The sequence below is a fragment of the Streptomyces sp. SCSIO 30461 genome (assembly GCF_037023745.1).
In the GTDB taxonomy this organism is placed as follows: domain Bacteria; phylum Actinomycetota; class Actinomycetes; order Streptomycetales; family Streptomycetaceae; genus Streptomyces.
In genome coordinates this window covers 6,235,349-6,257,082 of the sequence record NZ_CP146101.1, presented here as the reverse complement: position 1 = coordinate 6,257,082, position 21,734 = coordinate 6,235,349, and the positions used below count along the sequence as shown (strand labels likewise).

At 69.1% G+C, this 21,734-nt stretch carries 26 protein-coding genes, 1 tRNA gene and 1 pseudogene; 10 read left to right on the top strand and 18 right to left on the bottom strand.

Annotated elements, in window-relative coordinates; translation table 11 throughout:
* Nucleotides 1-52 precede the first annotated feature (52 nt).
* Together V1460_RS28090 and V1460_RS28085 are read left to right on the top strand one after the other, a co-directional pair.
* A complete protein-coding gene (locus V1460_RS28090; protein WP_338678238.1) occupies nt 53-2,605 on the top strand; it encodes a phosphoribosyltransferase in 2,553 nt (850 codons plus the stop codon).
* A 20-nt stretch (nt 2,606-2,625) separates the two neighbouring features.
* Entirely contained in the window at nt 2,626-3,519 is an 894-nt protein-coding gene (locus tag V1460_RS28085; RefSeq protein WP_338678236.1) for an HAD family hydrolase, read from the top strand.
* A 34-nt stretch (nt 3,520-3,553) separates the two neighbouring features.
* On the opposite strand, the gene V1460_RS28080 is transcribed toward V1460_RS28085, so the two are convergent.
* The 3 genes from V1460_RS28080 to V1460_RS28070 all read right to left on the bottom strand — a co-directional run bounded on the left by V1460_RS28080 (nt 3,554) and on the right by V1460_RS28070 (nt 5,822).
* Nucleotides 3,554-3,775, bottom strand: coding sequence for a zinc ribbon domain-containing protein (locus V1460_RS28080; protein ID WP_338676403.1), 222 nt, complete (start codon nt 3,773-3,775; stop codon nt 3,554-3,556).
* 10 nt (nt 3,776-3,785) lie between these two features.
* Complete coding sequence (locus V1460_RS28075; RefSeq protein WP_338676402.1) at nt 3,786-4,358, bottom strand: DUF4383 domain-containing protein; 573 nt, start codon at nt 4,356-4,358, stop codon at nt 3,786-3,788.
* A gap of 84 nt (nt 4,359-4,442) precedes the next feature.
* Nucleotides 4,443-5,822 carry a hypothetical protein gene (locus V1460_RS28070; RefSeq protein ID WP_407077542.1) on the bottom strand — a complete coding sequence of 460 codons (1,380 nt, stop codon included), beginning with the start codon at nt 5,820-5,822 and terminating at the stop codon, nt 4,443-4,445.
* Between the two features lie 720 nt (nt 5,823-6,542).
* Between V1460_RS28070 and V1460_RS28065 the strand changes: the two genes are divergently transcribed.
* Nucleotides 6,543-6,614 (top strand) — tRNA-Val (locus V1460_RS28065).
* Between the two features lie 245 nt (nt 6,615-6,859).
* Nucleotides 6,860-7,030, top strand: a complete 171-nt coding sequence (locus tag V1460_RS28060) for a hypothetical protein (RefSeq protein WP_338676401.1) — start codon at nt 6,860-6,862, stop codon at nt 7,028-7,030.
* 215 nt (nt 7,031-7,245) lie between these two features.
* Here the strand turns inward: V1460_RS28060 and V1460_RS28055 are convergent, their stop codons facing one another.
* From V1460_RS28055 to V1460_RS28010, 10 genes and pseudogenes are all read right to left on the bottom strand, one after another.
* A complete protein-coding gene (locus tag V1460_RS28055) occupies nt 7,246-8,055 on the bottom strand; it encodes an ABC transporter permease (protein ID WP_338676400.1) in 810 nt (269 codons plus the stop codon).
* Nucleotides 8,052-9,026 carry a hypothetical protein gene (locus V1460_RS28050; RefSeq protein ID WP_338676399.1) on the bottom strand — a complete coding sequence of 325 codons (975 nt, stop codon included), beginning with the start codon at nt 9,024-9,026 and terminating at the stop codon, nt 8,052-8,054. The genes V1460_RS28055 and V1460_RS28050 overlap by 4 nt, the downstream gene beginning before the upstream one ends.
* Complete coding sequence (locus tag V1460_RS28045; protein WP_338676398.1) at nt 9,023-9,763, bottom strand: ABC transporter ATP-binding protein; 741 nt, start codon at nt 9,761-9,763, stop codon at nt 9,023-9,025. Before V1460_RS28045 ends, V1460_RS28050 begins: the two co-directional genes overlap by 4 nt.
* Before the next feature lie 16 nt (nt 9,764-9,779).
* The gene (locus V1460_RS28040; RefSeq protein WP_338676397.1) at nt 9,780-10,211 is read right to left on the bottom strand and encodes a hypothetical protein; all 432 of its coding nucleotides are present in this window, start codon (nt 10,209-10,211) and stop codon (nt 9,780-9,782) included.
* Nucleotides 10,212-10,435: 224 nt separating this feature from the next.
* The gene (locus V1460_RS28035) at nt 10,436-10,573 is read right to left on the bottom strand and encodes a hypothetical protein (protein WP_338676396.1); all 138 of its coding nucleotides are present in this window, start codon (nt 10,571-10,573) and stop codon (nt 10,436-10,438) included.
* Between the two features lie 14 nt (nt 10,574-10,587).
* Nucleotides 10,588-10,941 (bottom strand): hypothetical protein, encoded by a 354-nt coding sequence (locus tag V1460_RS28030; RefSeq protein WP_338676395.1) that lies wholly within the window; start codon nt 10,939-10,941, stop codon nt 10,588-10,590.
* Nucleotides 10,931-11,365, bottom strand: a complete 435-nt coding sequence (locus V1460_RS28025) for a hypothetical protein (RefSeq protein WP_338678405.1) — start codon at nt 11,363-11,365, stop codon at nt 10,931-10,933. Before V1460_RS28025 ends, V1460_RS28030 begins: the two co-directional genes overlap by 11 nt.
* Entirely contained in the window at nt 11,366-11,494 is a 129-nt protein-coding gene (locus V1460_RS28020; RefSeq protein ID WP_338678404.1) for a hypothetical protein, read from the bottom strand. It abuts the gene before it with no gap.
* A 20-nt stretch (nt 11,495-11,514) separates the two neighbouring features.
* A pseudogene (locus V1460_RS28015) lies at nt 11,515-11,768 on the bottom strand (hypothetical protein); the annotation flags it as partial.
* A gap of 138 nt (nt 11,769-11,906) precedes the next feature.
* Nucleotides 11,907-12,686 carry a GntR family transcriptional regulator gene (locus V1460_RS28010; RefSeq protein ID WP_338676394.1) on the bottom strand — a complete coding sequence of 260 codons (780 nt, stop codon included), beginning with the start codon at nt 12,684-12,686 and terminating at the stop codon, nt 11,907-11,909.
* 18 nt (nt 12,687-12,704) lie between these two features.
* Here V1460_RS28010 and V1460_RS28005 point away from each other — a divergent pair, with 18 nt between their 5' ends.
* The 3 genes from V1460_RS28005 to V1460_RS27995 all read left to right on the top strand — a co-directional run bounded on the left by V1460_RS28005 (nt 12,705) and on the right by V1460_RS27995 (nt 14,941).
* Nucleotides 12,705-13,169, top strand: a complete 465-nt coding sequence (locus V1460_RS28005; RefSeq protein ID WP_338676393.1) for an NUDIX domain-containing protein — start codon at nt 12,705-12,707, stop codon at nt 13,167-13,169.
* Between the two features lie 23 nt (nt 13,170-13,192).
* Nucleotides 13,193-13,402, top strand: coding sequence for an e9imm peptide (locus V1460_RS28000; protein ID WP_338676392.1), 210 nt, complete (start codon nt 13,193-13,195; stop codon nt 13,400-13,402).
* Between the two features lie 477 nt (nt 13,403-13,879).
* Nucleotides 13,880-14,941 (top strand): HNH endonuclease, encoded by a 1,062-nt coding sequence (locus V1460_RS27995; RefSeq protein ID WP_338676391.1) that lies wholly within the window; start codon nt 13,880-13,882, stop codon nt 14,939-14,941.
* Nucleotides 14,942-15,427: 486 nt separating this feature from the next.
* On the opposite strand, the gene V1460_RS27990 is transcribed toward V1460_RS27995, so the two are convergent.
* The gene (locus tag V1460_RS27990) at nt 15,428-16,264 is read right to left on the bottom strand and encodes an SUMF1/EgtB/PvdO family nonheme iron enzyme (protein WP_338676390.1); all 837 of its coding nucleotides are present in this window, start codon (nt 16,262-16,264) and stop codon (nt 15,428-15,430) included.
* Entirely contained in the window at nt 16,264-16,860 is a 597-nt protein-coding gene (locus V1460_RS27985; protein WP_338676389.1) for a DinB family protein, read from the bottom strand. The genes V1460_RS27990 and V1460_RS27985 overlap by 1 nt, the downstream gene beginning before the upstream one ends.
* Before the next feature lie 716 nt (nt 16,861-17,576).
* On the opposite strand from V1460_RS27985, the gene ltrA reads away from it, so the two are divergent.
* Complete coding sequence (ltrA, locus tag V1460_RS27980; RefSeq protein WP_338673399.1) at nt 17,577-18,926, top strand: group II intron reverse transcriptase/maturase; 1,350 nt, start codon at nt 17,577-17,579, stop codon at nt 18,924-18,926.
* Nucleotides 18,927-18,999: 73 nt separating this feature from the next.
* On the opposite strand, the gene V1460_RS27975 is transcribed toward ltrA, so the two are convergent.
* Nucleotides 19,000-19,356: a hypothetical protein gene (locus V1460_RS27975; protein WP_338676388.1), complete on the bottom strand. Its 357-nt coding sequence runs from the start codon at nt 19,354-19,356 to the stop codon at nt 19,000-19,002.
* Between the two features lie 422 nt (nt 19,357-19,778).
* On the opposite strand from V1460_RS27975, the gene V1460_RS27970 reads away from it, so the two are divergent.
* Nucleotides 19,779-19,976, top strand: a complete 198-nt coding sequence (locus V1460_RS27970; protein WP_338676387.1) for a hypothetical protein — start codon at nt 19,779-19,781, stop codon at nt 19,974-19,976.
* 56 nt (nt 19,977-20,032) lie between these two features.
* Nucleotides 20,033-20,293 carry a DUF2277 domain-containing protein gene (locus tag V1460_RS27965; protein WP_338676386.1) on the top strand — a complete coding sequence of 87 codons (261 nt, stop codon included), beginning with the start codon at nt 20,033-20,035 and terminating at the stop codon, nt 20,291-20,293.
* Nucleotides 20,294-20,321: 28 nt separating this feature from the next.
* Here the strand turns inward: V1460_RS27965 and V1460_RS27960 are convergent, their stop codons facing one another.
* Entirely contained in the window at nt 20,322-20,978 is a 657-nt protein-coding gene (locus V1460_RS27960; protein ID WP_338676385.1) for a VTT domain-containing protein, read from the bottom strand.
* 263 nt (nt 20,979-21,241) lie between these two features.
* A complete protein-coding gene (locus tag V1460_RS27955; RefSeq protein ID WP_338676384.1) occupies nt 21,242-21,715 on the bottom strand; it encodes a DoxX family protein in 474 nt (157 codons plus the stop codon).
* Nucleotides 21,716-21,734: the final 19 nt, after the last annotated feature.

Genomic DNA, 21,734 nt, shown 5'->3' with positions numbered 1-21,734 from the left:
GATGGAGAAAGTGACAACGACGATGGCGGTGACAACGGCGACGACAGAGCCGATGGAGCCGGAAGCGCCGACAGAGGAGAGCGGTACGGCAGTGGTGTGGTCGGGTAGCTGGGTCGCCCAGCGGCTGGGAGTCGAGCTCGTCGGAGACGACGGGCTCACGGACATGCTGGGGATGGCCCTGCGGCGCAATCCCAAGCGCGCGCATCTGCTGGTCTCGCAGGTGCTCGGCAAGCATGTGCCGCAGAGCCCGGCCATCGTGTACGGGCACGGGTACGCGCTCGGGGCACGGGTGCGCGAGCTGCTCGGCGACGAGGAGGCCGCGCGTTCCCTGGTCCTCGGGTACGCGGAGACCGCGACCGGCCTCGGCCACGCGGTCGCCGACGGCCTCGCCTTCGCGCCCTATCTGCACTCCACGCGCCGCCCCGTGGCCGGTGTGGCCAGGGCGGGAGGTTTCGAGGAGTCGCACTCCCACGCGACCTCCCATCTGCTGCTGCCGGAGGACCCTGGGCTGCTCGCGGGCGCAGGCCCCCTCGTACTGGTGGACGATGAGTTCTCCACCGGTAACACGGTGCTCAACACCATCGGCGACCTGCACGAACGTCATCCCCGCACCCGGTATGTGGTGGTCGCCCTGGTGGACATGCGCTCGCCGGCGGACACCCGGCGGCTGGAGGACTTCGGCGCCCGGGTGGGTGCCCGGATCGATGTGGTGGCTGTGGCCAGAGGCATGGTGCAGCTGCCGGACGACGTGCTGGAACGGGGCCAGGCGCTGGTCGCCGAGTACGAGTCCGAGGCGCGGGAACCGGTGGTGCGGGATCCCGCGACGCACGAACCGGCGCCGGTGGCGTACGACCCGGACGCGTACGGACCTGCTGCGGTCCACGTGCCGACGGCGTACACCAGGGTGGACCTCGGCTGGCCCGCGGCGGTGCCCGACGGCGGCCGGCACGGCTTCACCCAGGAACACCGGGCCGTGCTCGAAGCCGCACTGCCCGCCATGGCGGCCCGTGTCGCCGGTGCGCTCGGCCCGGCGGCCTCGCGAGGCCGGGTGCTGGTCCTCGGCTGCGAGGAACTGATGTACGCGCCCCTGCGGCTGGCCCAGGCCATGGAGCAGCGCGGCGGCGATGTGCGCTACTCGACCACCACCCGTTCCCCGGTGCTCGCCCTGGACGACCCCGGCTACGCGATACGCAGCCGACTGGTCTTCCCCGCCCACGACGACCCGGCCGACGGCCCGGGCGAGCGGTACGCGTACAACGTGGCCGACGGCGGCTTCGACGCGGTCGTGGCCGTGGTCGACTCGACCGCCGACACCCCCGCGCTGCACGCCCCGGACGGGCTGCTGGCGCAGCTCGCGGCCCACATACCGCGGGTCGTGCTGGCCGTCGTCCCCAGTTACACGCCCGGAAGCCGGACCCCCGGAAGCCGGACCCCCGGAAGCCGGACCCCCGGAAAGGACTTCATGCTCCCCGACCCCCTGCGCGGCCCCGCCTTCTCCTCGTACGCCCCCGAAGAGGTCGGCTGGCTGCTCCAGGACCTCTCGGACGCCGAGCTTGAGGCCCCCACCGAAGAGCGCGAGGAGGCGATACAGAGCGGCGGCGCCCACTACGCCGAGTCGCTCCCGGTCGAGTACCAGCCCAGCGCCGAGTACCAGCAGCTCTTCCGTGTCGCCCTGGACACCTCAGCCGCCCGGATCGCCCGCGCCGTCGGCACGGTCACCGAGACGGTGCTCGCCGAGAGATCACCGCGTCCGGTGCTTGTCTCGCTGGCCCGCGCGGGCACCCCCGTGGGCGTGCTGATGCGCCGCTGGGCGCAGCGCCGCCACGGCCTGGATCTGCCCCACTACGCCGTCTCGATCGTGCGCGGTCGCGGTATCGACGCCAACGCGCTGCGCTGGCTCGCCGCCCACCACGACCCGGCGGATGTCGTCTTCGTGGACGGCTGGACCGGCAAGGGTGCCATCACCCGCGAGCTGGCCGCCGCGATCAGCGAGTTCACCGGGTTCGACCCGGACATCGCCGTGCTCGCCGACCCGGGCGGCTGCGTCCGCACCTACGGCACCCGCGAGGACTTCCTCATACCGTCCGCCTGCCTGAACTCCACGGTGTCCGGACTGGTCTCCCGTACGGTCCTGCGCGCCGACCTGGTCGGCCCGAACGACTTCCACGGTGCGAAGTACTACCGCGAGCTGGCCGGGGCCGATGCCTCCGGATACTTCCTGGACACGGTCTCGGTCCGCTTCGACGAGGTCGCCGATGCGGTGGACGCCGAGGCCAAGGAGCTGCTGGCGACGGACCGGGCACCCACGTGGGAGGGCTGGGCGGCCGTGGAGCGGATCAGCGAGGAGTACGGCATCCACGACGTCAACCTGGTCAAGCCGGGAGTCGGTGAGACCACCAGGGTGCTGCTGCGCCGGGTGCCCTGGAAGATCCTGGCCAAGCGGGGTGCGGGCGCCGACCTCGACCATGTACGCCTGCTGGCCGAACAGCGCGGCGTACCGGTCGAGGAGGCGGACGACCTGCCGTACAGCTGCGTGGGGCTGATACACCCGCGGTTCACCCGGGGGGCCACCGGCGTCGACGGCAAGGCGGTGGCCGCCCAGTGAGTGCGAACGCGGACGTGACCATGGATGTGAACGTGAACTGCCTGATCGCCAGCGATCTCGACCGCACGCTGATCTACTCCGCGGCGGCGCTCCATCTCACCATGCCTGACCCCGAGGCGCCCCGGCTGCTGTGCGTGGAGACGCACAAGCACAAGCCCCTGTCGTATGTCACCGAGACGGCGGCGGGCCTGCTCACCGCACTGGCCCGCGGCTCGGTGTTCGTCCCGACGACCACCCGTACCCGTGAGCAGTACGGGCGCATCCGCCTCCCAGGACCCGCGCCGAAGTACGCGATCTGCGCCAACGGCGGGCATCTCCTGGTGGACGGTGTCTCCGACCCCGACTGGCAGCGCACGGTCACGACCCGGCTCACGGGTGAGTGCGCCCCGCTGGACGAGGTCCGCCGGCACCTTCGGGCGACCGCCGACCCCGCGTGGGTGCTCAAGGAGCGGGTCGCCGAGAAGCTCTTCGCGTACCTCGTGATCGAACGAGGGCTGCTCCCCGAGGGGTGGACCGACGAGCTGGCCGCGTGGGCGGAGCCGCGAGGCTGGACGGTCTCCCTCCAGGGTCGCAAGATCTACGCGGTCCCGAAGCCCCTCACCAAGAGCGCGGCGGTCCGCGAACTGGCGCGGCGTACCGGCGCCGAGACTGTCCTGGCCGCCGGTGACTCGCTGCTCGACGCCGATCTGCTGCTGGCCGCCGACCAGGCCTTCCGCCCGTCGCACGGGGAGCTCGCCGAAACCGGCTGGACGGCGGCGCAGGTCACCGCGGTCCCGCAGTCGGGTGTCCTGGCGGGCGAGGAGATCCTGCGCCGCCTGACGGCCATCGCGCAGCAGCCGCGGTCCCGCGTGAAGGCGACCGTACCGGCGCCCGGCCCGGCACCGGGCACGGCCGAGGCGCCTGTGGCGAGGTAGGCGACGTCAGCGCGGCGGGACGACGGACCGCGCGTCAGCCGCAGCAGCCCCCGCCGCAGCAGCCGCCGCCCCGGCCGCCTCCGCTGGAGGCGGCCGGGGCGGCGGCGCTGGAGCCTCCCACGGCGACGGCTGACAGCAGCTTGACGGTGTCGCCGTGCCCGTCCGGGCAGACGGCCGGGTCGCCGGACTCGGCCATGGGCCGGCTCAGCTCGAAGGTGTCGTCGCAGGAGCGGCAGCGGTACTCGTAACGGGGCATGCCCCACAGATTAGCCGCCGCTCCCCGCGGCTCCCCGCCGTTCCCTGCGTAGCCTTTCCTCCGCCGCCGCCTCATCGGGGTGGCGGGCCTTCCAGTAGGGGTTGTCGTGCGGGAGGGCGCTGCCGACTCTGCCGTACATCCCGAACCACATCAGCAGGATCCCGACGACGAAACTGAAGATCACGTTCTGGATCTTGAAGTTCAGGAAGTTGATCTCGGTGTCCAGCATCCCGAGGCCGATGAAGCCGTTCAGGATGAACAGGATGCCGAGCACCATGTTCAGCGTGGAGGCGAAGTTCCCCCCGATGACCATGCCGACGAAGAGCAGCAGCCCGACCAGGATGGACAGCACACTCAGCGCACCGTTCGTGCTGAGACCGGCGACGGTCGAGTCGCCGATGTCGAAGAAGCCGATGTTGCGGGTCAGGCCCAGGATCCCGAAGGCCACCAGGATCAGTCCCATGACCCCGGCGCCGATTCGGTAGACCTGGCTCAGGCGGTGGTCGACGGGCAGATGCTCGTCCAGCACGACACGGATGCCGCCCTTGCGCTGAGAGGTCCCCTGTACGTGGGTGGATGCCATAGCGGCCCCCTTCGGCCGTACGTACGTTCCTCCATGTTCCCTACAGCATCCGCCCGCACCACGGCCCCGACAAATCAGCCCGGGTCAGGCCCCGCCGCTGCGATCCTCGCGAATCTGTTCGACCGCATGGGTGACGCTCTCCCGTACGGCTTCCGTCTCCACCAGGAAGTGCCAGTAGTCGGGGTGGCGCCCTTCGAGACCGGCGATCGCCCGGTCCAGCCGTGTCACGGCCTCGTCCAGCGGCCGTGCGTGGCGCGGATCGGGCGTGACTCGCCCCTGCATCGCGAGCCGCTGGGCGTCCCGGATCGCGAACCGGGTGCGTTCGATCTCCTGCTTCGGGTCCTTCGCGACCGCGTCCAGCCGCCGCAACCGGTCACCCGCCGCCGACACGGCCTCATCGGTGCTGTTCAGCAGCGCACGCACGGTCCCGAGCAGAGCCGTCGCATCCGGCCAGCGCTGCTCGGTGCGCGCCTTGCCGGCCTCACCGAGCTTCTCCTCGGCCAGCCGCACATGCTCGGCGGCCTGTGCGGGTACGGGTTGGAGGTCCTGCCAGCAGGCCGCGCTGTAGCGGCGGCGCAATTCACTGAGTACGGGCTCGACACCGCTCGCCCGGGTCGTCAGTGCCTGGGCCCTGGTGCGCAGCGACACCAGGCGCTTGTCGATCTCGGCCGCCCGCTCCGGCAGCCGCTCCGCCTCCCCGCGCACCGCCTCCGCGTCCCGCACGACCCGGTCGGCACGCTGCAACGTCTCTGTGACCCCGTGCCGCCCGGCACCCTCGTTCAGCCTCGTCAGCTCGGGCGCCAGCGCGGCCAGCCGGGCAGCCAGGTCGTCCGCACGCAGCCCGGAGCCCCGTACCGCGTCGAGCGCGTTGCTCGCACCGAGCAGCGCCTGCCGGGCCCGCTCCACGGCGGGTGCGAGCCTGGCCAGCTGTGTCTCCGCCGTGTCGAGCAGCGGCCCGAGCCCCTGCGCGAACCGCTCCAGCTCGCCCCTGACCCGTACCAGCTCGTCCTTCGCCCTGGTCAGCTCGCCGCGCGCCCGAGCCGCCACGGAGGCGTCGAGATCGTCCCGGTCCAGATCGTGCGCGTCGACGGCCGTGATGTACCCATGGCTGACCTCGTCGATCCGCCGCCCCAGCGCGGCGAACGCCGCCGCGACCCGCCGGGCTTCCGGCGAGCTGTCCACGGCCGTGATCGTCTCGATCGAGATCCGCAGATCACGCTGGGCGGTGTCCAGCTCGTAGAACGCGGCCGCGGCGGCATCCTTCGCCGCCTGGGCCTCGGCCCGCTGGCTGTCGGCACGCCCTCCGAACCAGCGGCGCGTACCGCCACCGGAGAGCGAGAGGGGCAGCGCGGCGGTGGCCATGAACAGCAACGGAACAGGCCACAGCACCAGCGCCAGCACATCGCGCGCGACACTCGCACGGGCCTTCGCTCCGGCGTGCGCCCGCGTGTGTGTCAGCCTCACATCCCGCTCCCGTGCCGTGTCCGCTCTGCCGGTTCAATTCTTCCACCAGCTATGGACGAAAACACGAGCCCATCAGTTCGCCGTTCGCACGGAAATCTCGCCGTTGTCGCACTTCGCGTTGATGATGTGCGCGCTGCGCTCGTCCTGCCGCACATCCACCGAGGTATCCCCGTTGTCCGCCGACACGGACACCTTGTACGCCCGGCCCCCGGCACCTTGATACTGATCGCGCCGTTGTCGCACTCCCCGTCCACGAGGTCCGGGTCCTCGGCGAAGCCCAGCCACACGGTGCCGTTGTCCGACCGCGCGGACACGGTGCGCGACGTGATCCCCTCCCCGGTGATCTCACCGTTGTCGCTGGTCAGCTCCAGCGGCCCGCTGGAGTTCCGCGCGGACACCCGCCCGTTGTCCGCCCGCACCGCGGGCGCCGTGTCGAACCCGCTCGCCTCCACGCTCCCGTTGTCCCCCGCACGGTCACCGCGACCCCACGCGGCACCTGCACCGAATGCCGAGCCTCGCAGTCGGTCACCACGCCGTCGCAATCCACCTCGAGCCTCAGCGTCCCGCCCCGCAGCTCCCACACCGGATCCGGCCCGCTCCCCAGGAACGCCCACCCGTCGCTATGTGGTGGGGTTACCCCCTCCCGTCCCGCGCGTCGGCCGGCGCCGGATCCGGTTTGCGGGATCCACCCATGGGCCATGTACGCTGTTGCCTCATTGCGGGTGCGTAGCTCAGGGGTAGAGCGCTGCTCTTACAAAGCAGATGTCGGCGGTTCGAAACCGTCCGCGCCCACGCTTTTGACCAGGTGACTGGTCGATGAAGGCCCAGGTCAGAGCACATGCTCGGCCTGGGCCTTCCCCGTTTCACTACACCCTGACTACGGTCTTACTACGCGCATTCCCAGTCTCGCTACGGAGCCTCGGCCCCTAAGAATCCCCCAACGGATCATGAGGGAACCAGCAGGTGAGGACCGTATACAGCGGCGACCCCCCTCGTTGGATGAGACCTTGTCAGCCCTGCCCCGTAGCCTTGATCGCATGACAGGGGCGGGGCGGTCTGCGGACCAGATCAACCAAGAGATTCGGGCCCTGTGGGCGGGCGGCCAACTGGCCGTCGAGGACGAGGTCCGCTATCAGTGCTTGGTGGTCGAGTGGGCCGCGGCGGAACGATCGGAGCGTGCGCGCGGCGAGCAGGAGCTCGCGGCGTAGGATCCCGCCGTGGCGAAGGTCGAGAGCGCTGCCGCCCGAGCCACGCACAGCAAGAAGCCCCTAGCCCGAAGGCTGGGGGCTCTGCTACTCCTCGGGCACCGGGTCCGGCGGTGGTTCGGGCTGTTCCTCCACGACGCCCATGGACACGAGTGTCGTCCGCTTCTCCTGCCGCAGGTACGGCGTGCGGCGCGATCTGCCCGCGTCGGTTGACGGTGTCAGTCCGCCGGGCGGAACAGCCGGTCACCTCTGCTCGCGAGGGCGATGACGCCGACGTGGACGGCGCCGAGAGCGAGGAGGGCGGCGATGCTCGGTGCTACCGCGGATGAGGAGGGTTCCCTGGTCCACAGGTAGAGGGAGTACTGGGCGTCGTCCTGGAGCCGTAGCCATGAGGCGGCCCAGGCCTGGGGATGGACCGGGGTGATCTGGTCGATGCCGACGAGCGGCGCGAGGACGATCACGGGTCCGAGCGTCCCGGCCGCGGTGCCGAGGGCGGTCCGCGTCAAGGAGGCGAACGCGAACGCCATGGCGGCGAACACGGCTTGCACCACCAGGCCCTTGGCCAGCGCCGCAGCGGCTGCGTCCCAGCCCGGGCCGGCGGTGGTACGGAAACCGGTCACCGAGGCCGCGAGTTGTCCGACCGCAAGCAGCAGCAGGCCGAGCAGAAGGGTGAACGCGAGTGCCGTCATCAGGGCGCAGCAGATCTTCACCGCGATCAGACGAACCCGACCGGGCCTGCTCAGCAGCAGGGAAGGCCAGGTCCCGGACTGGCACTCGTCCGCGTACAGCACCCCGGCCAGGACACTGATCACGGCCAGGCCGAGAAACGTCCCGGTCTGCTGGGACGCGGCCACCAGGGCGCCTGCCGGGTCGTCGATCATCGTGACGGAGGCGCTGTCGCGGAAGTGCCGGTAGGCGTCCCTGTAGCCGTACAGGGCCATGACCGCGGCGACGGCTGCGACGACCGCGGCCGTGACGAGGACGGCGGGGGACGCGGCCTTGCGCAGTTCGGCGTGCCAGATCGTCATGTGACCTCGTTCCCGCGTCCGGCCCTGCGAACGACCCACGCGATCCCCAAGGCGGTGACCAGGAGGGCGGGCACGGCCCGCACCATCAGGGGCACTCCGCCATCCGATGCAGGCCCCCACCACACGTTCCACAGGACATGACCGGGACGGAAGTCCATCACCTCGGCGAGCACTCCGCCGGGCAGCCACTCCCACAACCAGGTGATCCCCGATCCGAGCATCAGAACCACCAGGACCGCTCCTGCCCGCAGCGTGCCGCCGACGCGGTTGCGCGACCACGAGGCGAGCGCGACGGCGACAAGACTCCACACCGCCGTGGCGAGAAGCGCACCCCCCACCAGACGCAGGCCGTGAGCCAGATCCTGTCCCGCGGAGGGATAGAACGCCGTCAGCGGGTAGTCCGGGCGCCCCTTGACCATTGCGAACGCGGCCACGGAGGCTCCGGCGAAGCAGAGGGCCACGGCGGTGGTGAGCCACAGTGCGGCTGCCTTGGCAAGAATGTGCCGACGGACGTTCGGGTCGGCCAGCAGAAGGTTCCCGGCGGTGCGGTTGTCGTACTCGCCGCCCATGGAAGACGCGGCGAGGAGGAGAACGACCAGGAGTCCCGGGAATGAGGCGAAGGCCTGGGCCGCCCAGCCGAAAGCTCCTGGGAGCGTCTGGCCTCTGGCGGCTTCGGTGGCCATCACCTCCGAGTCGCTCAGCCACTGCCTGGCGTTCTGCAGTCCGCCTTCCTCCTGACGGTCGCAATACGCCGGGCCCAGCTTGGGGTTGTACTCCAGACAGTTCCGGTAGCTCTCGCCGCTCTCGTGGTACTGCACACCGACGCGTGCGTTCTTCTCGGAGTCGTACCAGAAGTCCTGGGCGTAGAAGGCGGTGGTCACACTTCCCACCGCCAGCACCGCGAACAGCAGGAGCGTCACCGGGCGCAGCGCGATCTTGCGCCACTCGGCGAGGACGTGCCGGAACGTCACCACGCCCCCTTGTGCCCGCTGATCCGGAAGAACCAGTCCTCCAGGGACTCGGCTTCACCGAGGCCGACCTCGTCCAGCGCTCCGCTGGCCACCACCGCTCCGCGGTTCATGACAACCACTCGGTCGCAGATCCGCTGGATCTCATCGAGCTGGTGGCTGGATACGAGGACGGCGGTGCCGTTCTCCTTCTCCTGGCGGATCAGTTCACGGACCATGACGACGGCATGCGGATCGAGGGCGTTGGTCGGCTCGTCGAGGAGGAGCAGGCGAGGCCGGCGCATGAGTGCTGCGGCCAACGCCAAACGCTGCCGCATCCCCTGGGAGTACGCGCGGATGCGTTTGCGGGCCTCCCCCTCCAGGCCGACCCGGCGTAGCGCGGCAGCGCTGGTGCCCCGGTCCGGGAGCCCGGAGGAGTGCAGCAGACTGCGGAGCTGCGCCGGACCGGTCATCCAGCGGTAGAAGGCCGGGGTGTCCAAGGCCGCACCGACCTGGCGAGCGGACTCCAGCGACAGCGGAGGGTGCTCCCCGAGAATCTCCACCGAGCCCTGGGTGGGCTTCACCAGACCGCAGGCCATGCGCATCAGGGTCGTCTTGCCGGCGCCGTTGGCGCCGAGGAGTCCGACGACCTCGCCGGGGCGGACCTCCAGGGTCACGTCGGACACCGCGGTCTGGGAGCCGTACTTCTTGGTGACGGAGCGGCAGGCCAGAACGGCCTGCCGCTCATTCGCACGGGACATCACAGGATGGGTGTCCTCAGCTGGTGGTGTAGGCGGTGCGACCTGTCATGTCTATAGGGCAGGCGCCCGTTGGGGTGGACAGGCAGCCACCGGGCACCTCGCCGAGCTTCCAGTAGAACTTTGCCTTTGAGGACGGGGCCCAGCTCTTGGTCTGGTCGGTGAGCGAGCACTCGAACCACCCGCTGCTCTGCTTGGGGTCCGGCGCCCAGCTCTTGTCCTGGTACAACTCGTAGACGATGGTGCCTCCACGGCCGCCAAACGACCGCGTGCACGAGTACTGCGTCTGGGTATTGCCCCCGAGCGAGTCCCATCTGCGCGACTCGTTTCCTGTGGTGAATCCGTTGGCGGTCCACGGGAATGAGTGGCTGGCAGCCGCAGCGGTCGGCGCGCCTATCCCCAGCGTCAGAGCCGCTGCTCCCAGCGCAGCCGCCTTCCTCCATTTGCCCATAATGCCCCCCTGTGTGGTCAGATTGGTTGATCATCACCGTAGACGCACTTGTTGATCATCGCAAAGCGTTAACTGAACAGTTGCCGATAGTCACCCCCAGGGCTGCCTGTGACTCGATCTCGCCGCGCGCCGCCGCATCTTGAAGATCTTGTTCGAGCCCAAGTCATGACGTACAACCAGGGGACAGCAAGAACCCCCGCCGCCTTTCGGCAGCGGGGGTTCTGCTACTCCTCCGGCACCCGGTCCGGCGGAGGGGGTTCGGGTTGTCCCTCGATGACGCCCATGTCGACGAGCGTCTGAAGGTCAGCCGCGGACTCGTCCACCCGCGGCGTGACCGGACGCTCCGCTGGCAGTTCCGACATCCGTACTCCAGTTCTCACGTGTCGATGTGGTGGATGTAGCGCGCGGCTCGCTCCGACAGCGGCTCAGCTGCCGGAGGTTCGAGGCCCGCCTTGCGGATGTACAGCACCAGCCCGCGCACCCGGCCCAGCAGCCAGCCGATGGCCTCGTCCTGGTCGGCGATCCGCTGCGCTTCCGCTTCCGCCTCCGCCTCCCGCAGCTGGACGCGCTTCTCCAGCCGCTCGATCGCCTTGCCCTGCTGGTCGGTGATGGCGATGAAGTCGTCCCGGCGTTCCTGCTTCGGGGTGCGACGCGCGGAGCGGGCTGCCCACACGCCCGCACCCGCGGTGGCCGCGTACACGCCGATCGACGCCCAGAATTCAGCACTCATACGGAGGCTCCGCTCTCTTACGGCGGGGAGGCTCCGGCCATCCCGCCACCACCAGGACCGGGACGGTGATAGCCGCCCACACCGCAGACGCGGCCCAGCCGCGGGGGAAGTCCCCGAAGATCCAGGCGGCGAAGTAGGACGCCATCCACGGCACCACGATCAGCGGCAGTGCGAGGAAGGCGGGGGCGTCACGGCCCGGCGGAGCCCACGCGCAGATGACGGCGATTGCCCCTGCGGCAATCCACAGGGAGCCCCATACGGTCAGGGGCCAGATGTCGAGGAGAAGGGTGAGTCCCCGCTGGTCGGCTTGGGGTTGGATGATCTGGCCGTAGCCGATGGCGATCCACACCATGCCGTAGCAGGAGAGGATCGCCCCGCGGCGGCCGAGTTGGCGCTTGAGCCGCCGCGGTAGTGCGCACCGCACCTACACCCCAGTGGCGGTGGAGGCGCTGTTCTTGTCGCCGACGACGCGGGCGAACAGGCCCTTGACGAGGGAGCCGACGGCGGCTGTGCCCGCGGTGCCGACGGTCTCCCAGAAGGAGGCGTTGAACATGTCGCCGGGGCCGGCTGCGACGGCCGGGCGATCAGTCCCGTGAGAGCGACCGGGGTGCCCATGGCCAGGTCACCGGAGATACCGGTCTCCGGCACGGTCACCGAAAGGATCTCCACCTCACCGTTCGCCGCGAACATCACGTCCACGGTCGACAGCGCGGCACCGGTCTCCGCGTCCATCGCACGCTACCGGTACGACGGTCCTTCACCTTGGGCTGCGGGGGCTGAGCCACCATCACGGCGGCGGCCGATGTGTCGACGGGGATCTGACGCACAGAGATCACTCCTCTAGAGGTGCTGGACTCCGTTACTCATATACATGAGTGACATGGAGAAGAGTGTCTGACTCCTGTACATGAGTCAACCCGCCGCGACGAAGAAGTCCCAGCGGGTTGAGAGAAGTTGAGGACGTGTCAGTCGATGGCGGGGATGCGGTACTCGAAAACGAACTGGTCAGCGGCCATGAGGGTGTCGCAGACCTCGACCACGCGCCCCTGTTCGGTGACGGCGTTCCGCAGCAGGTGAATGACCGGCGCACCAGGGCTGAGCGCGAGTTCGGACGCTTCGGCCTTGGCGGCCGGTCGGGCGGTAAGTGTCTCCACGAACTCGGTGAAGACGTGGCCGTCGTCCTCCAGGCGGGCGTAGATGCCGCCGGGGCCGGGGTTCTCGGAGAACAGCTGGGGGATGTCCTTGACGACGTCCCACGGAAGGTACGACGTGGCGGTCTCCACCGGGACGCCGTTGCGGAAGTAGAGGCGTCGCCGGGCGAGGACCTGGGCGCCGGCGGGAACGTCCAGCCGCTCGGCGATCCCCTCCGGGGCCTCCATCGGGCCGATGTAGAGGACGCTCACCTTGGCCGTCGCACCGGACTGCGCAGACTCGGCGAGGTAGGCCGCCTTGCCGCCGCGGCGGTGCGAGGCGCGGAAGCGATCCGAGGAACGCAGCCGCACGGGCGGCCGGTCCCTCACGATCGAGCCCTTGCCGTGGCGCGTATCCACGAGCCCGCTGGCCCGGACCTCCACCATGGCCTTACGGATCGTCCCGCCGGAAACGCCGTAGCGCTCCACCAGCTCGGATTCGCTCGGCACCAGGTCACCAGGCTTGAGGACGCCCGCCCGGATCTGCTGGACGATCTCCTCGGCGATCTGGACGTACCTCGGTACGGCCCTGCCACCCCCTACAGCTGTTTCCACAGTCCTTCTCACTCTCCTATGCTCCTGTACATGAGTAACAGCGCCCGCGAAGCCCAGTCAACGCCACTGCACTCTGTGTCCGTCGCGGGGGCAGTCGTGCGTGAAGACGGGCGACTCCTGGCGATCCGCCGCGCGGACAACGGACGGTGGGAACTCCCAGGCGGAGTCCTCGAACTCAACGAGTCCCCCCAGGAGGGAGTGGCTCGCGAAGTTTGGGAAGAGACCGGCATCCGGGTCAAGGTGGACGAGCTGACCGGGATCTACAAGAACATGACGCGAGGCGTCGTGGCCTTGGTCTTCCGATGCAAGCCGTCGGGCGGCATGGAGCGAACTTCCGACGAATCGACGGCAGTTGAGTGGATCACGCCCGGCGAAGCCTCCGAGCTGATGGCTGAGGCCTATGCGGTCCGCCTCCTCGATGCGCTGGACGGGGCCGGTCCCCACGTCAGGTGCCATGACGGCCGTCGATTGATCACGGCGTAGTGAACAGCGAACACCACATGAGGATGAGCCGCAGGGAAGCCATCCAACTCGTGAAGCGCCTGATGGACGGCTCGGTCACCGACGAGGACGAGGCCGACGCGATCCTGGACGCACTGCAAAGCGGACTCGCGTGTCCCCACGTCAGCGACTACATCTTCTGGGACTCTGATCCGGAGCCAACCGCCGAGAAGATCGTTGATCGAGCCCTGGCGTACAAGCCAATCGCCCTCTGAGCGAGTAGCGCGGTAAGAGTTTCTCTACTTCATCAAGGCGGCTCGCTCCGCTCGCCGCGCGCGGCCCCGGCTCCAGCGCCGGGCCCCGACGCTCCTGTCTCCGCCCCGCTCCGGGCCCCGGCTCCGCCGGCCGCGCGGCTGGAGCGAGCACACCCGATGCCGTGGACGGTGGCCCGCTGTGGCTGGGGCCGGTCGGCTCCACGGCTTTAGGCAGCCACCATGGGGCGAGCCTCGAAGATCATGGCCCCAACGTCGTGCTTTACCGGGCAGGTCCACAGACTGCCCGACTCGCCGGAAGCTTACGGGGCCATGATCTCTCGCCCCATGGCAGCTCCCGCCCAAAGCCGCTCCACCGACCTTGTAATCAGCGCTAAGGGCTCCCTGGTGCGGTGATGCGGCAAGATCGACAGAGCGCTGCCCATGCTGCGTCTGTTCGATGCGGACTGCGCTGTCGGCGCTCGGCCGTACGCTCCTGCCATGCGCAGAGGAGCGATCACACGAGAGTCCGTGCTCAAGACCCTGGCGGAGCACGATGAGTTGGGGCGGGATGCCTTCCTGGAGAAGTACGGTTTCGGGGAAGCGCGGTCGTACCTTCTGGTTCATGAGGGGCAGGAGTACGACTCCAAGGCCGTCGCCGGGGTGGCGCACAAGTGGGACCAGGGACGGGTCCTTGCGTCGCACGAGTTCAGCGGTGGCAAGGACCACGCCGCGGCATGGCTCAAGCGGGAGGGTTTCCGGGTCAAGGCCATCAAGAACCCGGATTGGGCCCGCGACGAGATCATCCTTGCCTGTCACCTGGTGATGGACAACGGCTGGAAGGGGTTGGACGCCCAGGACAGTCGGGTGGTGGAGCTGTCTGCTCTGCTCCAACTGCTTCCCATCCATACTGAAGCGGAGCGCAACGAGAAGTTCCGCAATCCCAATGGTGTCGCTCGCAAGACGTTCGACATCGCCACCCGGCACCCGGAGTACCAGGGGAAGCCCACCAACGGCGGCGCGCTTGACGTTGCGGTGCTGCACGAGTTCCTTGCCCGGCCGGAGGAGATGATCCAGGCCGCGCGACTCATCCGCCAGGGCATCGCGACGGGCGAACTGCAGTCCCTCGCGCCGACTGAGGACGAGGAGTTCGACGACTACAGCGCGCCCGAAGGGCGGTTGCTCATGCGTCGGCATAGAGCGCGTGAACGGAACAAGGGCCTGCGCAAAAAGAAGATCACTTCTGTTCTTCAGCGCGGCGGACGGCTCGCTTGCGAGGCGTGCGGTTTCGACTTCGAGGCGGTCTACGGGGACCGTGGCGCCGGGTACATCGAGTGCCATCACGTCCTTCCGCTCCATGTAGCAGGGGAGGGACGGACCAAGCTCAGCGATCTCGCCCTCATATGTGCCAACTGCCATCGAATGATCCATCGGCGTGCACCATGGCCGACCCCTGCGGAGCTGCGGGCCTCCATCGAGCGAAAGAATGCAGCTGACAGGCGTGCCGCGGAAGCCATTGCACGACCACGCAGGGTGGCTGACGAGCAGATGCCGAACCCGTGATCTGACATCCACTGCTGACATCAACGTCGGCGCACAGAGGCGGTCGCGGAGGACTGTGAGCGGCAGCCGCCACCGGCCCGTCATGGTACTCAGCCGCACCCAGGGCGAACTTACAAAGCAGATGTCGGCGGTTCGAAACCGTCCGCGCCCACAGTAGGAAGTGCCAGGTGAGAGCCGGAATCAGCCCCTCGGTCAAGATCGACCGAGGGGCCTTTTCGTGATCAGAGTTCGCATGGAGTCCACATCCCCACAGAGACTTCATGAGCTCTCACTCGATTGAGGGATGTACTACCTGAAACCTCACTGGCGGACCTTGTGCGCTGAGCCCCGGCCGGCGCGACGGGGGTACAGGAAACGGCCGGGGCAATCAGGGGCGCCGCTACTCGACTACCGGCGCAAGCACGTTGTCCGACCCATGCAGCCACAGGTACTCGCCCTCGCAGCCCACCGCCGCCCTGCGCGCTGGGCGGACTTGCGAGGCAGCTGTCACAGGGGCTGACCAGGCATGCCCGGACTGGTTGGCACAGGTGCGACGGGACGGACCGCGGTGAAGTCGTGGATCTCGTAGCGGGTGGCGGAAAGCAACAACAGCCATTCATCGCAGCCTTGCCACGGATAGAGGTCGCCGGCACCTCCGCGCACCACGTGCGGTCCCTCCCCGGTGCGGGGACGTGCGTCCACCGGCGCGTCCGTGAAATGAGGAATCCACACGTCAGCGCAGATCTCGTTCGCCGACCCCATCGCCACCAACCCGAAGGCGTTCTCAGCCGCGGTAGTGCGCCGCTCGTCGGCGAAGTCGTCGAGCAACTGGTCCTCGTCCGGCCTCTCATCACCGCGGAAGGTCAGGGTGGTGGTGCCTGCCCGAGCCGCGTACTCCCACTCTGCCTCGCTCGGCAGCCGGAAGGGCAACGCGGCGAGCAGGTCGTCCAAGTCGTCCTGGACCCGGGCCGTGCCCGAAGCCGAGCCGGCGAAGCTGTCCTCGTAGTCAGGTAGCCAGTGCCGTACCTGAGCGACCGTAAGCGGATGCCGAGCGATCATGAATGGCTCGACCCGCACCTCACGCACCGGCCGGGCTTGGACGGCACCAGCGAAGAACGGTTCGAGGTCGTCATCGGCGCCGTCGGCTTGCTCGATGGCACGGACCGCGTCCAGTTCCGCGTCGGACAAGCCCATCAGGAACGTCCCACCAGGAACGGCACGGAAGACCACTCCGGAGGGGGTGTGCCGCCAAGCCGGTCGGCCGGCCACGATCTCTTGAGCCCACATGGTGCCGGACGCCGGCAGTCGGTCCGCATGGCCTTGTCGCCTGGTCGACGAAGACATCAACCGTCGGCTTCCCGCGCCACGCGCTCCAGGCGGCTCCGGTAGCCCGCCCACCATGCCTGCTCCTCCGGCGGCATGTCGTCCTTGCCCTGCGAATGTCCGACGGATCCGTCGATGAGCTCGCGCACGATGTCGGCGTGGCCGGCATGCCGCTGAGTATCGGAGATCACGCGCACCAGGATGTGGTGCAGCGTCACCTCGCGACGTTCCTCCGGCCACCAGGGGACGTGACCGGTCGCGTCGAGCGTCATTGTCGCGATCGTGCCGTCGGTGTGCTCCCACGCCTGGCGGTACAGCCCGACGATCTGTTCCCGTGACTCGTCTGCTGTGGCCCACATGTCCGAGTTCGGTTCTGACTCCTCGGTGTACCACCAGGGCGGTGGCTCCTTGTCGAAGAACGGCCGTCCGAACGTGTCACCGAAATACCCCAGCTCCACGCCGGTGACATGCTTGACCAGCCCCAACAGGTTCGTCCCGGTGGGGGTCAGCGGGCGGCGGATGTCGTACTCCGAGAGCCCGTCGAGCTTCCACACCAGGGCGTCACGCGCCTGTTGCAGGTATCGGAGAAGGTCTGCTTTCGGGTTCGGTTCGATCATGCCGGGCAGTCTTCCACCCGGCACTGACAGCCGGGAGCGACATCAGAAGTCGGATGCCCTCGGCGACGCCACAGCCACTCCACGCGGACCGCCGGCAGCGGCTGAAGGCTCCGCCGCGTAGGTCAGGAGATGAGGTGCGTGGCCACGGCTGTTGTGGGCCGGACACGCGGGAGGGTGCCCTCCCCCGACAGCGGGGAGGGCACCCTCAGGTAGTGCGCCCAGCATGGGCGATCGATTGGGGGTGGAAGTCCCCTGGGGGAAGAGGTGGTGCTAACCCCGAGCCGGAGGCAAGGGCGTCATCGTGAGGTGGGGTCTGGAGGAAGCCCGAGGCGAGACCTGGGTACCGAGGAACACGAACCGCGTATGAGGCGTGTTGGTCTGGGTGAGTCGGCTACGGACGACGATGCCCGTCACTGCCAAGAGGGCCAGTGCGTAGACGCGGCGGGGATCTGGGGACATTGATCGTTCTTACCTGGGGAGATCTGTCCGGGTGTCGGTTGTGCTGAAGATGTCGCCGCGCCGACGGGTTGTGCCGGGAGGTGCTGCCTGACCGGGCAGAAGTCAGCAGAGGCCGTAGTACCAGCCGGGATGAGCCGCGTGGACGGCGGGCTGGGAAGGGCCGAACATCGAGTGGAACGGGTGATGTGGTGGTTGCTCGTGCCGGTCACGTGGACCGCAGTAATACCGCTTCGGCGGTGCCGACCGGGGAGGGACCGGTGCATTCCGGAAGTGCCCCGGCGGAGCGCAGTGGCCGGTCGGCGCACTCCACGGAGGACGTTCACCGCGATCAGGAGTCCTCGCTTTGGGAGTGGATGCTCTCGAAGGAGAACCTGCTCGCGGCGCTCAACCGTGTCGAGATGAACCGGGGTGCTCCCGGGGTGGACGGGATGACCACGGCGGAACTTCGCCCGTGGCTGCTCGTCAACTGGCCCGTTGTGCGGGGTGAACTCGACGCGGGCACCTACCGGCCGGCGCCGGTCCGTCAGGTGATCATCGGCAAGCCTGGCGGCGGCGAGCGGATGCTGGGGGTGCCGCGGGTGCTGGACCGCTTGATCCAGCAGGCCATCGCGCAAGTGCTCGTGCCCATTTTCGACCCGGAGTTCTCGGGGTCGTCCTTCGGGTTCCGTCCCGGCCGGTCCGCCCATCAGGCGGTGCGGGTCGCGCGGCGGGCCATCGAGGACGGTCACCGGTGGGTCGTGGACCTTGATCTGGACCGGTTCTTCGACCGGGTTCAGCACGATGTCCTGATGGCACGGGTCGCGCGCAGGGTCGGTGACCGCCAGGTCTTGAGGCTGATTCGCCGGTATCTGGACGCCGGGATCATGGTGGACGGCGTGAGACAGCCGAGCGAGGAAGGGACCCCGCAGGGCTCCCCGCTCTCGCCTGTCTTGTCGAACATCATGCTCGACGACCTCGACCGGGAGTTGTTCAAGCGCGGTCATCGGTTCGTGCGTTACGCCGACGACGTGCGCGTCTTCGTGCGGAGCAGACGAGCCGCCCACAGAGTGCTCGACTCGGTCACGACCGTGGTCGAGCAGCGGCTGAAATTGAAGGTCAACCGGGACAAGTCGAAGGTGGTCCCAGCTTCCGTCATGACGATGCTGGGGTTCGGCTTCTACTTCGTCCGGGGCGGGAAGGTCAGAGTCCGGGCCGATCCGAAGGCGCTCGCGCGCTGGAAGGTGCGGATCAAGGAGCTGAGCTCGCGCCGGTGGAGTATCGCGATGGATGAACGCATCGCGAAGATCAACCGCTTCACCACTGGCTGGATGGGCTACTTCCAGCTCGCGGACACCCCCAAGGTGTTCCAGGAGCTGGACAAGTGGTTGCACCGCAGGATGCGGCAGATCCGCTGGAAGGAATGGAAGCGCTACGCGGCCAGACGCCGGAACCTGCGCGCGCTCGGGATCCCTGAGCGGTCCGCCCGTGAATGGGCGGTCAGCAGCAAGGGGTACTGGCGGATCGCGGGCTCGGTCGTTCTCCAGCGGGCCCTGCCCACCTCCTACTGGGACGACCTGGGTCTGCACATGCTCAAGCCGACCTGGCAACGGCTGAGATCAGCTCGATGAACCGCCGGATGCGGGCCCGCATGTCCGGTGGTGTGAGAGGAGGGACGGGCGACCCGTCCCTCCTACTCGATCGTCAGCGGTGGTGGTGCGGGTAACCGTGGTGGCGCGGGTGGCCCCGGTGGCCCCAGGGGCCCCAGTGGCCCCAGCGGTTGCGGGGGTGGCCCCAGCGGCCGTCGTGGTGGCGGCCTCGGTGGTGGCCCCAACGGCCGTCGCGTCCACCGCGCCTGAAGTCTTCGCCGCGGTCGTGCCTGCGGTTGTCACCGCGGTCGTGGCCACGGTTGTCGCGGCGGTCGTGACCACGGTTGTCATCGCGGTCGTAGGCGGAGTGGGATACCGCCGAAGGCGAGGGGGCGGCGTTGGCGGTAGTGGCGCCACCCACCAGGATGGCGGCCGCTACGCCCAGCGCGGCGACAAAACGGGAAGCCCGCATTCCGTGCTCCTTTCACGGCAGGTGCCTGATGCGCCTGCCCGGGTCGGACGCATCGATATTCACATCCGAAATGCTCGGTTAAGTCCGACTTGCCGTAGGTGACACCCCATGTGACGAAAAATCGTTGAACTGGGAACCGACGTCCGGTGTGCCGGCGTCCCGCGCGCACGCGTACCGCCGGACCGGCTGCGTCCACCGGGATGAAATGCGGCCCATGCGATCCCAGGAGGCTTGCGCGGTGCCGCTGCTTGTGTCTCGGGCGCGGCGAGTTCACGCCTCGATTCGGTCGGGCGGTGATGAGCCGGCTTCGAGGCGCCGCGGACGGGCACAGGGGCGGGCGGTCGCGGACGGTCACTATGGTCTCCGTCACCCAACGCGCCTTTGGGCGCCCGTTGTCAGTGTGGAGCCGTAGCCTTGTGGGTATGTCCCCCGACCTTCGCAAGCCTGGTTCCGTGCGGTCCGCCGCCGTGGTGAACGCGGAGATTCGCGCGCTCTGGGCTCGTTCCGGTGGGCGGCTGTCCGCTGTGGACGAGGCTGTCTACCAGGGGTTGCTGGTGGAGTGGGCCGCTGCGGTGGCTACGGCGCCCGCGCGGGACGGAGACGTGCCGGACGCGGCGTGAGGGCCCGGCGCGGGCTGGCCGGGCCGCTCGGGCTTCTCGTGGCTCACACTGGTGGTATGTGTCGCAGCATCAAGACTCTCCGCCCGCCCGCCCTCCCGCATGAGGCCACCGAGGAGGAGGCCAGGGCCGCCGCCCTCCAGTTCGTACGGAAGGTCTCCGGCTTCCGTACGCCCGCCGTGCACAACAGGGAGGTGTTCGAGCGGGCTGTGGACGAGATCACCGAGGCGACCCTCGCGCTGCTCGGCGGCCTCGAAGTGCGCGGTTCACGCACGGCGGACGGAGCGCACGCGGTCGACGGAGCACACGGAGCCCGCTGAGTGTGCGGGGCGAATGGAGTCCGGCAGGCTACGGAGTCGTCGACGGCCGAGTCTGCGCCGGGCGTCGCATGACGTAGGCGGCAAGGGTGCCCGTGGCGAAGAGCGCGAGCACCGAGACCGCGACCCCCACCCAGGTGGCGCCCAGCCACTGCCCGCCGACATAGCCGACGCCGACGCTGTATCCGGCCCAGGCCAAGGCGGCCAGGACCGACCACGGCAGGAACTCCTTGACCCTGCGGTGCGCGGCGCCCGCGCCCAGGGAGACCACCGAGCGGCCCGCCGGGGCGAACCGCGCGATGACCACGAGCAGGCCACCGCCGCGCGCCAGGGCCCTGCCGAGACGTTCCTGCGCCGTCGACAGCCGCCGTGACCGGGCGATCGCCCGGTCCAGACGCTCACCGCCACGCCAGCCGACCCGATACGCGACGAGGTCGCCGAGCACCGAGGCGGTGGTCGCGCAGAGCAGCAGTGCCAGTAGCGACGGCACGTCCTGGGGTGGCATATGCTCCGTGCCCGCCGGTACGGCCGCCGTGGCCGCCGTCGAGCCCGCCGCTGCCGCCGTCGCGGCCGCGATCACCAGCGCACCGCTGGGCAGCACCGGCAGGAAGACGTCCAGGAGCACGGACACGGCCACCACGGCGTAGATCCACGGACTGCCGGTCAGCAGCTCCACACTGTCGAGCACCTGGACTCCCCGACTTCCCCGATCAGAAACGGCGCCGCGACGTCGCGGGGAGCGGCAGGGGCGGCAGTGACAGCGACCCAGCGTACGCCGGGTGTTCCGGACGTGATCCAGAGGGGTGCCCACCTGATCGAGAGGGGTGCACAGGGGGTGTGGCCTGGGCGAGTGGTCGTGGGGGTCGGCTGCGCGAACGTCCCGGGAAACGGCGCCGGGCCCGGTGCGGAAGCACCGGGCCCGGACGTAACCGAACGGTGGCCGTGACCGTGTCACGCCGTGACGGTCGCCTTGGACTCCGAGCGCTTCACACGGTCCTCGTTCGTGCTGCGCGAGCCGCCGAACAGCCCGTCAAGCGCCAGTGCGCCCGGCCCGGTGAAGACCAGCAGCAGGAACACCCAGCTGTACACCGCAGACAGCTCGCCGTTGTTCTGGATCGGGAACAGCGCCGCCGACTGGTGCACCGAGAAGTACGCGTACGCCATCGCACCCGAGGCGAGGAAGGCGGCGGCGCGGGTGCCGAGGCCGAGCAGCACCAGGCTGCCGCAGACGAGTTCGATCACGGCGGCGTACCAGCCGGGCCAGGCTCCGGTGGGCGCGGTTCCGCCTGCCGCGTCCGCGCCGAGGACGCCGAAGAGCGAGCGGGCTCCGTGGCAGGCGAACAGCAGGCCGACGACGATGCGGAACAGTCCGAGCGCGTACGGCCGGGCCTGATCCAGGCGTCCTGAAAGCCCTTGAGAGGCCATGGGGTGACTCCTTCGGTTT

Excerpts from the sequence above, each read along its gene's own strand:
- V1460_RS28055 (WP_338676400.1), bottom strand. The coding sequence starts at position 8,055 with ATGACGATCTGGCACGCCGAACTGCGCAAGGCCGCGTCCCCCGCCGTC.
- V1460_RS28020 (WP_338678404.1), bottom strand. The coding sequence starts at position 11,494 with ATGTTCAACGCCTCCTTCTGGGAGACCGTCGGCACCGCGGGCACAGCC.
- V1460_RS27970 (WP_338676387.1), top strand. The coding sequence starts at position 19,779 with ATGTCCCCCGACCTTCGCAAGCCTGGTTCCGTGCGGTCCGCCGCCGTG.
- V1460_RS28080 (WP_338676403.1), bottom strand. The coding sequence starts at position 3,775 with ATGCCCCGTTACGAGTACCGCTGCCGCTCCTGCGACGACACCTTCGAG.
- V1460_RS27965 (WP_338676386.1), top strand. The coding sequence starts at position 20,033 with ATGTGTCGCAGCATCAAGACTCTCCGCCCGCCCGCCCTCCCGCATGAG.
- V1460_RS28090 (WP_338678238.1), top strand. The coding sequence starts at position 53 with ATGGAGCCGGAAGCGCCGACAGAGGAGAGCGGTACGGCAGTGGTGTGG.
- V1460_RS28035 (WP_338676396.1), bottom strand. The coding sequence starts at position 10,573 with ATGTCGGAACTGCCAGCGGAGCGTCCGGTCACGCCGCGGGTGGACGAG.
- V1460_RS27985 (WP_338676389.1), bottom strand. The coding sequence starts at position 16,860 with ATGATCGAACCGAACCCGAAAGCAGACCTTCTCCGATACCTGCAACAG.
- V1460_RS28030 (WP_338676395.1), bottom strand. The coding sequence starts at position 10,941 with ATGAGTGCTGAATTCTGGGCGTCGATCGGCGTGTACGCGGCCACCGCG.
- V1460_RS27995 (WP_338676391.1), top strand. The coding sequence starts at position 13,880 with ATGCGCAGAGGAGCGATCACACGAGAGTCCGTGCTCAAGACCCTGGCG.
- V1460_RS27955 (WP_338676384.1), bottom strand. The coding sequence starts at position 21,715 with ATGGCCTCTCAAGGGCTTTCAGGACGCCTGGATCAGGCCCGGCCGTAC.
- V1460_RS28060 (WP_338676401.1), top strand. The coding sequence starts at position 6,860 with ATGACAGGGGCGGGGCGGTCTGCGGACCAGATCAACCAAGAGATTCGG.
- V1460_RS28085 (WP_338678236.1), top strand. The coding sequence starts at position 2,626 with ATGGATGTGAACGTGAACTGCCTGATCGCCAGCGATCTCGACCGCACG.
- V1460_RS28040 (WP_338676397.1), bottom strand. The coding sequence starts at position 10,211 with ATGGGCAAATGGAGGAAGGCGGCTGCGCTGGGAGCAGCGGCTCTGACG.
- V1460_RS28075 (WP_338676402.1), bottom strand. The coding sequence starts at position 4,358 with ATGGCATCCACCCACGTACAGGGGACCTCTCAGCGCAAGGGCGGCATC.
- V1460_RS27975 (WP_338676388.1), bottom strand. The coding sequence starts at position 19,356 with ATGCGGGCTTCCCGTTTTGTCGCCGCGCTGGGCGTAGCGGCCGCCATC.
- V1460_RS28005 (WP_338676393.1), top strand. The coding sequence starts at position 12,705 with ATGCTCCTGTACATGAGTAACAGCGCCCGCGAAGCCCAGTCAACGCCA.
- V1460_RS28000 (WP_338676392.1), top strand. The coding sequence starts at position 13,193 with ATGAGCCGCAGGGAAGCCATCCAACTCGTGAAGCGCCTGATGGACGGC.
- V1460_RS28045 (WP_338676398.1), bottom strand. The coding sequence starts at position 9,763 with ATGTCCCGTGCGAATGAGCGGCAGGCCGTTCTGGCCTGCCGCTCCGTC.
- V1460_RS27990 (WP_338676390.1), bottom strand. The coding sequence starts at position 16,264 with ATGTCTTCGTCGACCAGGCGACAAGGCCATGCGGACCGACTGCCGGCG.